The sequence below is a fragment of the Streptosporangium sp. DT93 genome, from assembly GCF_049844535.1.
Taxonomy (GTDB): domain Bacteria; phylum Actinomycetota; class Actinomycetes; order Streptosporangiales; family Streptosporangiaceae; genus Streptosporangium.
This window is the reverse complement of record NZ_JBNCLF010000017.1, coordinates 1-8,552: the sequence shown is the minus strand read 5'-3', so window position 1 is coordinate 8,552 and position 8,552 is coordinate 1. Positions and strand designations below refer to the sequence as shown.

Annotated in this window: 7 protein-coding genes and 1 pseudogene; 1 reads left to right on the top strand and 7 read right to left on the bottom strand. The window is 72.9% G+C overall.

Annotated elements, in window-relative coordinates:
- Positions 1-112 precede the first annotated feature (112 nt).
- Positions 113-1,627: a ricin-type beta-trefoil lectin domain protein gene (locus ACLQ2R_RS30005; RefSeq protein ID WP_425964289.1), complete on the bottom strand. Its 1,515-nt coding sequence runs from the start codon at positions 1,625-1,627 to the stop codon at positions 113-115.
- Positions 1,628-1,877: 250 nt separating this feature from the next.
- Here ACLQ2R_RS30005 and ACLQ2R_RS30000 point away from each other — a divergent pair, with 250 nt between their 5' ends.
- The gene (locus ACLQ2R_RS30000) at positions 1,878-2,465 is read left to right on the top strand and encodes a helix-turn-helix domain-containing protein (protein ID WP_425964287.1); all 588 of its coding nucleotides are present in this window, start codon (positions 1,878-1,880) and stop codon (positions 2,463-2,465) included.
- Here the strand turns inward: ACLQ2R_RS30000 and ACLQ2R_RS29995 are convergent.
- The 6 genes and pseudogenes from ACLQ2R_RS29995 to ACLQ2R_RS29970 all read right to left on the bottom strand — a co-directional run.
- Positions 2,434-3,099 (bottom strand): hypothetical protein, encoded by a 666-nt coding sequence (locus tag ACLQ2R_RS29995; protein ID WP_425964286.1) that lies wholly within the window; start codon positions 3,097-3,099, stop codon positions 2,434-2,436. The genes ACLQ2R_RS30000 and ACLQ2R_RS29995 overlap by 32 nt on opposite strands.
- A 10-nt stretch (positions 3,100-3,109) precedes the next feature.
- A complete protein-coding gene (locus tag ACLQ2R_RS29990) occupies positions 3,110-3,844 on the bottom strand; it encodes a MerR family transcriptional regulator (protein WP_425964285.1) in 735 nt (244 codons plus the stop codon).
- Positions 3,845-3,977: 133 nt separating this feature from the next.
- On the bottom strand, positions 3,978-4,631 hold the full coding sequence (locus ACLQ2R_RS29985; protein ID WP_425964283.1) for a hypothetical protein: 654 nt from the start codon (positions 4,629-4,631) through the stop codon (positions 3,978-3,980).
- 111 nt (positions 4,632-4,742) lie between these two features.
- A complete protein-coding gene (locus ACLQ2R_RS29980; protein ID WP_425964282.1) occupies positions 4,743-6,173 on the bottom strand; it encodes an AI-2E family transporter in 1,431 nt (476 codons plus the stop codon).
- An 88-nt stretch (positions 6,174-6,261) separates the two neighbouring features.
- Positions 6,262-7,614, bottom strand: coding sequence for a hypothetical protein (locus ACLQ2R_RS29975; RefSeq protein ID WP_425964281.1), 1,353 nt, complete (start codon positions 7,612-7,614; stop codon positions 6,262-6,264).
- A 110-nt stretch (positions 7,615-7,724) separates the two neighbouring features.
- Positions 7,725-8,552 (bottom strand): annotated as a pseudogene (locus tag ACLQ2R_RS29970) (phospholipid carrier-dependent glycosyltransferase); the annotation flags it as partial.

The following is an 8,552-nucleotide window of genomic DNA, read 5'->3' as shown; positions in this document are numbered from 1 at the left end:
CGGCGCCCCCTCCTCCTCACTCCCCCCTCCGTGTTTGTTAAACCCCCCCCCCCCCCCCCCCCCGGGGGGGGGGGCCCCGCCCCCCCCCCCCCCCCCGCCCCGCGCGTACGGGTCAGCCGCGGCGCCACTTCTGGTTGGCGCCGCCGAGGCAGTCCCACTGCTGCAGCTCCGTGCCGTTGCCGCCCCAGCTCGTGACGTCCACGCACTTGTTGGACTGCGGGTTGACCAGGTCACCGGCCCCGCTGAGGACGAACTGCTGCGCCGGGTTGCCGCTGCAGTTGGCGAGCTGGATGGCGGCGCCGTTGGCGGTGGAGCCCCAGGCGACGTCCATGCACATTCCCATGGCCCGCACGGTGCCGTCACCGGGGAAGGTCCAGGTCTGGGCCGGGCTGGTGTTGCAGTCCCACACCCGCAGGCGCTTGCCGTCGGCGGGGATGCCGTCCGGGATGTCGATGCACCTGTTCTGCCAGCCGATGAGCCGGCTGTCGCCCCCGCCGCCGGTGGTGGTCAGGGTCAGCCCGTACGCGCCGAGGATCTCGTTGACCGGCTGGTAGAAGGTGTGGCCGCCGTTGGAGCAGTTGCCGGCGCCGCCGGAGGTCACACCCTGGGCCTGGTCACCGGTGATGTAGGCGCCGCCCGAGTCGCCGCCCTCGGCGCAGGCGCTGGTCTGGGTCAGCCCGTGCACCAGGGACCCGGAGTAGTTGACGGTCACGTTCTTGGCCTGGACGACGCCGCAGCGCCAGCCGGTGGTACGCCCGGAGCGGCAGATCGAGGCGCCGACCACGGCCTCCTGGGAACCGGCCACCGGCACGTTGCCGCCGCCGTAGTTGTTCACCCACGGGCGGGGCGTCCAGTTGCCGTTGGTGCGTACCCAGGCGTAGTCGTTGCCCGGGAAGGACGAGCCCGCGAAGGTGCCCTGGGAGACGTTGTTGTAGCCGAGGGTGGGGCTGCCGGTGCCGCCGCAGTGCCCGGCGGTGACGAAGCCGCCGTTGTTGACGGAGAAGCCCACCGAGCACAGCGTGTTGCCGTTGATGACGTACTGGTCGCCGCCGCGGATGTCGTAGAAGGTCCTGGGCGCCTCGCTGACGGCGACGCGCACCGCGCCGGAGTCGACGGCGCCGGCCTTGACGAAGCGCTCGGCGGCCTGGCGGTCGGCCGCCGACACCACCACGGTGTTGGAGGCCACGTCCACGTACCAGGTGTGCACGTCCTTGCCGGCGCGGCCGGCGGCCCGGTCGAGCGCGTCCTTGGTGGCGGTCAGCTGCCGCTCGCTGCGCGGGACGGGCACCGGCACCGCGCCGGCGTCGCGGACCACGGCGGCGTCGGCGTCGTTCACGACACCCACGGCCAGCCGCTCCTCGCCGGGCGCGAACCAGGCGCCGGCGAACCGGTCGGCCAGGCGGGTGCGGAGCCGCCGCTCCACCACGGAGGCCGCGGCCTCGTGCGCCTGGCGGACGCGGGCCTGCGTGGCGCTCAGCCCGAGGTCGCGCTGCAGCGCCTGCTGGGCGGTGGCCGCCCCGGACGGGTCCGGGCCGGGTTCGGGCACGGTGGCGGCCTGCGCCGACACGGGCGGGAGGACGAGCGCGGCGGTGAGTACCGCCACGCCGGTCAGCATGCTGAATCTCACGACAGGTCCTTCGGGAGGGGGGTGGACGAGGCGTGAGAGCGCTCTCAGGAAAGAAACTTTTCATTTCTTACAGGCGAAGTCAATACGGGTCGGCGAGCGAATGCGATCAGCGGCCGGCCCGGCTGCGCCCCCGGCGTCCCCCGGTGCCCCCGTCGTGCCGCGCACCACGCCGCCGCGCCCAGGTTCGCCGCGGGCCCGCCGGTTCCGCCGCCGGTACGGCCCCGTGGAGCCGGTGCAGCACTATGGAGGGGTGGACGACCTCGATGACGTACTGCACGCGGTGGGCCCCCGGCTGCGGTCGTTGCGGCAGAGCCGGAGCGTCACCCTCGCCCAGCTCTCCACGACGACCGGGATCTCGGTGAGCACGCTCTCACGGCTGGAGGCGGGACAGCGCAGGCCGACGCTGGAACTCCTGCTGTCGCTGGCGCGCGCCCACCAGGTTCCGCTCGACGAGCTCGTCGGCGCGCCGGCGACGGGCGACCCGCGCGTCCACCCCCGCCCCTTCCAGCGGCACGGCATGACGTTCATCCCGCTGACGCGCCGCCCCGGGGGCCTGCAGGCGTACAAGATGGTGGTCCCGGTGAACTGGCCCTCGCACGAGCCCGAGCTCCAGGTCCACGAGGGGTACGAGTGGATGTACATCCTGTCCGGCAGGCTGCGGCTGAGGCTCAACGACAAGGACGTGCTGCTCACCGCCGGGGAGGTGGCCGAGTTCGACACCCGCGTCCCGCACTTCTTCGCCAACCCCGGGCCCGGGGTGGCCGAGATGCTCAGCCTCTTCGGCCCCCAGGGCGAACGGGTGCACGTCAGGGCCCGGCCACGGGAGGACCCGCGCTGAGGGGCCCCCGGCCCGCCGTCCCGCCGGAGCGCAGCGCGTCCACCAGCGCGGCCGGGGTGTCGGCGAAGAGGTGGATCACGGTCGCCTCGGCGTGCCCGCCGAGCGGGCGGACGACGGCGACCGGCTCGCTCAGCTCGACGACCACGTTGGTCCGCGATCCCACCCCCAGGCTCAGCCGGCCGTCCTTCACGGTGACCATGCCGCTCGCGTTGTAGTCGGGAGAGAGGCGTACCGAGGAGATCAGGGCGCGCGGGACGCGCAGGTCGAAGTGGACGCCGTAGCGCAGGCGCAGCTCGGCGGGGGTCACCACGTGCGGGCGGGTGACGCAGGAGGCGGCGAACGCCAGCGCGTACACGATCCCGGACAGGTCGAGCAGCAGGACCGCCAGGCGCGGGCCGGCGGGGACGTCGTTCGCGAGCAGCACCACGTCCACCACGGCGGTCTCCACGGCCATCGCGAAGACCAGCAGCAGCAGCGTCGAGGACTGCCCCCCGGAGTACGGCACGGCGACCGCTCCGGGCGGCACGCCGTCGCGGCGGCGCGCGACCCAGAGCGCGAGGCTCACCGCGCTCCTCAGCTCGAACCCCACGATCCGGCGCACCCGTGAGGGCGCCGGGTGCTCCCGGGGCGTCATGGCCGCTCCCTCAGCATGGCCATGACCAGGCGGAACGTCTCGGCCTGGCGGGGGGCAGCATGTCCTCCATCGTCTCCGTCCACGGTTCGGCCTCCGGGGCCAGTTCCGTGACCATCGTCTCGGCCATCTCCGCGGGGAGGTGCGCGACGAGGTCGGCGGCGAGCGCGGCCACCCGGGGGTCGCCGGGGTCCGCGCCGGCGAGTTCGTCGAGCCGCGCGTACAGGGCGTGCCCGCGCGCGAGCGCCTCGGGCTCGGTGAGCGGCCGGAGCAGGCCGAGCATCCGGGCGCGGTCGGCGGGGCCGGTCACCGTGTCCATCAGCGCCAGCAGCTCGCGGTCGGCCGCGGCGAACGCCGAGTCCTCGACGGACAGGTCGCGCAGCACCGACGCCATCTCCGGGGAGACCGCCGAGTCGGGGTGCGGGTCGGCCTGCGCGAGCAGCGCGGCCAGCCGTTCCCGCCGGGCGGCGATCGCCCTCTCCTGCCCGGCCAGGTCGGCGTCCAGCTCCAGGAGCACCTCGCGCAGCTCCCGGCCCCGGTCGTCGGCCAGCACGTCGCGGATCTCGTCCAGCGACAGGCCCAGCTCGGCCAGCCGCCGTACGCGGGCCAGGACGACCGCGTCGCGCAGCCGGTAGGTCCGGTAGCCGTTGGCCCGGCGCACGGGCTCGGGAAGGAGGCCCAGGTGGTGGTAGTGACGCACGGTCCGGGTGGACACCCCGACCAGCGCGGCGAGCTCACCGATCATCATGTCCCCATTAGAGACGTTGACGTAGCGGCAAGGTCAACCGCGTCCGGCCGGGAGGGGGCGGACGCCGGCGGGAAGGGGGCCGTGCCCGCTCACCGGCGGCCGCCGGGCACCGGGTCCGGCCCGGTGCCTCCCGTCAGAGGTCGTGGTTCTCGATGGCCTGCTTCAGGGCGGCCTGCGTCGCCCGGTGGGAGGAGACCCCGTTCGCGAGGGCGAAGTCGATCATCGAGGTGTCCGCGTCGAAGGTGAGGTCCTCGGTGACCCTGGTCCTCCCGCCGGGCAGCTTCGTGAAGACGATCCTCTGGTGGGTGACGACGCCCGGGAACGTCCAGCTGTCCGTCTCGTAGTACAGGCCCGCGTAGTCGATGCGCTGCTGGGCGTGCGTGTTGCTGGTGACGATCGTGCCCTCGTACGGGATCTCTTCGACGGCGGTCAGGTTGATGTGGCGCTCGCCCCGCACGAAGCAGCTCTTGTGGACGACGACCCGCTTCAGGAAGGAGTGCTTGCCGATGTGGTTGCTGAAATCGGAGTACGCGGGGAACACCCGGGCGACCGGGGCGTCGATCGTGATGGAGATGCTGTCCTGGGCCCTGCTTCGTCCCGACCCCGGCGCGGGCGGCGTGGTCTCGTGGAACCGGTGGGTGTCCCACGCGGCCCGCCACTCGGCGGCGAGCGCGGCGTCGTCCGCCGGAGTGCCGGCGTGGGCGGGGCCGGAGAGGGCGGTGAGGGCGCTGAGGACGAGGACGGCGGCGAACAGCTGGGCCGCAAGAAGTCGGAGATGCTTCTTCACGTACACCCCAAGAAGAGACAGTAGTTACAAATGATCTTTTATCGCATCTTCTTGTGATCTACGGGTTTTCGGGGCGAAGAGAGGAAAAATCTTTCGGAGGCGGCGGGCCGGTCAGGAGCGCTCCTGCCGGGGCAGGACCACCTCCCTGACGATGAGCAGGACCGCCGCGACGATCGGGATGCCGAGCAGCGCGCCCAGCACGCCGAGCAGCGCGCCGCCCAGCAGGGCGCCGACGATCGTGGCGAGCGGCGGCACGTCCACCGAGCTCTTCATCACGGCCGGCGCGATCCAGTAGTTCTCGATCTGCTGGTAGATCGTGAAGAAGATCAGGCAGACGATGCCGACGGTCGGGGAGACGAAGAACCCCACCAGGGAGGCGACACCCGCGCCGATGAAGGCGCCGACCAGGGGGATGAGGTCGGTCAGCGCCACGATCAGGGAGAGCGCCAGGGCGTAGGGGACGTCCATGATGCTCAGGAAGATGAAGGTCGTGACACCGGCGATGAGCGAGATGATCAGGTTTCCGGCGACGTACCCGCCGATGCTGTCGATGATCTGGTCGCCCAGCAGGGCCGCGCGGTTGCGGCGGGTCCGGGGGAACAGCCGGTAGGCCATCCTCTTGAGCGACTTGAGCGAGCCCAGGAAGTAGAGCGTCAGCACCAGGACCGTCAGCGAGTTGAAGACCGCGCCGATGACGACCGACCCGATGCCGAGCACGCCGCCGAACATCTGGGTGCCGAAGTCCCCGCTCGTCACGTACGTCTGGAGCTTTTCCAGGAGCTGGAAGCGCTGGTCCAGGTCGCGGATGAGCGGGTTGTCCTGCAGCTCCTGGACGTACTGCGGGAGCTCGGCGACGAACTGGGTGGACTGCGTGGTCAGCGGGGGGACGATGGCCAGCCCGAAGACGACGAAGACCAGGATGACGCCCATGAAGACGACGGTGATGGCGCCCGGCCGGGGGACGCGGCGCCGCTGGAGGAACTCGACCGCAGGGTTCAGGCCGATGGCCAGGAAGAGCGAGACGATGATGAGGATCAGCACCGAGCTCACCGTCACCACCGCCTGCACCAGCCACCAGGCGGTGAGCACGCCCAGGGCGGCGGTGAAACCGAACACGAACGGGTTGCCGCTCATCGAGCGTCCGGGACGGCCGAACGGGAGGGCCTGGGGGAGGGCGGAGGGCGTCTCGGCGGGGACGGGCCTGTCCGGGGCGGCGGCCGCGACCCTGCCGGGAGGCGCGGGGGCGACACCGGGCAGCACGAGCGGCCCCGCGGAGGTCAGGATCGGCTCGGGGGCCTCGGCGGGCCGGGGGGTCTCTTCGGGTACGGCGGGCTGCGGGGGCGTCGCGGAGGTCTCCTCCGGCGCGGCGGACGTCGCGGGCCGCGCGGGGGTCTCCTCCGGCGCGGCGGACGTCGCAGGCTGTGCGGGGGTCTCTTCCGGCACGGCGGGTGGCGCGGGCGTCTCGGGTCCCTTCTGCGGGACACCGGAGGCGGGCGGGGAGGATGCCGCCGGTGAGCGACCGGCGGAGGTGGACTCGGGCACCTGTGGCCCCTGCCCGCTCTCGCGGAAGATAGTCGGCTTTCCCGCCGGAGTCCTTCCCCAGGTCGTCACGGGGGTGCGGTGCGGCGGGTCAGCTCAGGTTGACGTACTGGCGGGGGCGCAGGGCGTGACCGCGCAGGGCGGCCAGCGCGGCCGAGCGGCCGGCCGGGGTGAGGCGGCCACCGGCCCGCAGGCCGAAGGCGTCCAGGCGCTTGCCCAGCTCGTTGAGCGAGGCGTCGACCTCCCCGGTCTGCCACTCCGCGCAGTCGATCACCGCGGCGACGTGGTCGCGGTCGGCGGGGGCGCCGTCGGCGAGCAGCATCAGGGCCACCTCCCTGGCCGAGGCGCGGAAGCCGTTCTCGCCCGATTCCGGGGCCAGCAGCGCGGCGGCGGCGGTCTCCCAGAGCAGGTCGGCGTCACCCAGCAGGCGCTCGCCCGCCGGGGTGGTCACCAGGCGCCTGCCGGTCTGCCGCAGCGCGCCCATCTGGCCCTGGGCCACCTCGCGGGCGGCCGCCAGCTCCGCGCCGCTCCAGGCGCTCTCCGCGAGCACGGAACGGGCGAGGTTGTGCCGCTGGGTCAGCGGGACGCCGCCGGGACGCAGGCCCGCCTCCAGCAGCCAGCGCAGCGCGTCGAGGTGGGCCTCCCTGGGCGCCGGGATGGGGGCGTGCAGCCGTACCTCGAAGGGCTGGGCGAGCTCGCGCCAGGCGGTGCCGCGGCCCAGCACCCAGCGGTTGAGCCGCTCGCCCTGGACGCGGTGGAGCCAGTTGTCGCCGCCCAGCTCGGGGCGGGGCGTGGTGAGCCAGCGGCTGGTGAGCCTGCGGCGCCCCTCCGCGGACGGCGGCGGCGCGCCGGGCACCGCGGGGATCGCGGACGCTCCGGGACCGTCGGGACCGGCGGAGGCCGTGGACGCGCCGGGTCCGTCGGGTCGGGCGGGTTCGTCGGGGGGCGCGGAAGCGTCGGGACCGCCGGGACCCGGGGCGATCTCGCCCGAGACGATGGCCAGCTCCAGCGCGGCCGAGCAGGCGCCGTGCGCGCCCAGCTCCTCCGGGCCCATGATCGAGCTCCACCGCAGCTCGGGGACGTCGGGCGGGAGCACGCCCGTCGCGTCCAGGGCGCTCTGGTAGGCCGCCGTCCCGGCCTCCTCGCCCAGCCGCGCGTACACGCGCAGGATGTGGACGGTCGTGGACGCCGAGCAGAGCTCGGCGTAGCGCTCCAGGCCGCCCAGCCGCAGCAGGCGGCCCAGCGCGCGGGCGATCGCGTGGCGGTCCCCGGTGACCTTGCACGGCAGGGTGTACCAGAGGAACTCGCACACGTTGAGCTGGGTGATCGTCTCCAGCGGCTCGCCACCGGTCAGCCAGTCGATCGCGCTGCGGGCGTGCTCGGCCGAGGCGGGTTCGGAACGCTCCAGCTCAGACAGGAGTGCGGCCACGTCCGGTGCAGGCATGCCTCGAAGTCTGCCGTATGCGGACCTGCTCTGACGATGAACGTGACGTAATGGATCCTGCACGGCGCCTACCCTAAGAAATGTCTTCCAAGTGCCTCATATCCGGGCGCTCAGATCCAGCCCTTCTTGAAGAGCATTCGTGAACTCCACTCGGCGTACGGGAGGAGTTCGCCGGTGAGCACCGGGTACAGCCACCAGAAGTTGACCAGTGCCAGCAGGGTGAAGGCGCCCACGACCGCGGCGCCGATCGTCCGCCTCTGCTGCGAGGCGCCCGCCGGGCCGAGGACCAGCCCCGCCGCGAGCACGATCGCCAGGATCATGAACGGCACCATGGTGATCGCGTAGAACAGGAACATGGTCCTGTTGTCGGCCAGGGCGTAGTAGAACCAGGGCAGCCATCCGGCGGCGTAGGCGAGCAGGACGGCTCCGGCGCGCCAGTCGCGGGTGGCGACGTACCAGGCGATCATGGCGATGAGGGCGGCCAGACCGGCGTACCAGATGACCGGGGTGCCGACGCCGAGGACGGCCTGCGAGCAGCTGTCGGCGCCGCAGGTGCCCTGGGGGCTCTCGTAGTGGAAGGCGACCGGGCGCAGCAGCAGCGGCCAGGTCCACGGGTCGGACTGGTAGTTGTGCGGGGTCTCCAGCCCGGTGTGGAAGCCGAGCACCTGGACGTGGTAGCTCAGCCAGGAGCGCAGCGAGTCGAAGACGAAGAAGCCCGGCCCCTGGGAGGTGGCCTGCGCCCAGTTGCGGCCCCAGCCGCCCGCCGAGACGAACCAGCCCGACCAGGAGGCGAGGTAGGTCAGGACCGGCACCAGGCCCATCGTGGCCAGGGCGTTCGTCACGTCGTGGCCGAGGACTCCGGCGTAGGGTCTGCGCAGGCCGACGGCGCGGCGGGCCCCGGCGTCCCAGGCCAGCGACAGGACGGCGAAGGCGATCAG

Bases quoted from the DNA above. Each gene is read 5' to 3' on its own strand.
- ACLQ2R_RS29995 (WP_425964286.1), bottom strand. From the start codon at position 3,099: ATGACGCCCCGGGAGCACCCGGCGCCCTCACGGGTGCGCCGGATCGTG.
- ACLQ2R_RS29975 (WP_425964281.1), bottom strand. From the start codon at position 7,614: ATGCCTGCACCGGACGTGGCCGCACTCCTGTCTGAGCTGGAGCGTTCC.
- ACLQ2R_RS29990 (WP_425964285.1), bottom strand. From the start codon at position 3,844: ATGATGATCGGTGAGCTCGCCGCGCTGGTCGGGGTGTCCACCCGGACC.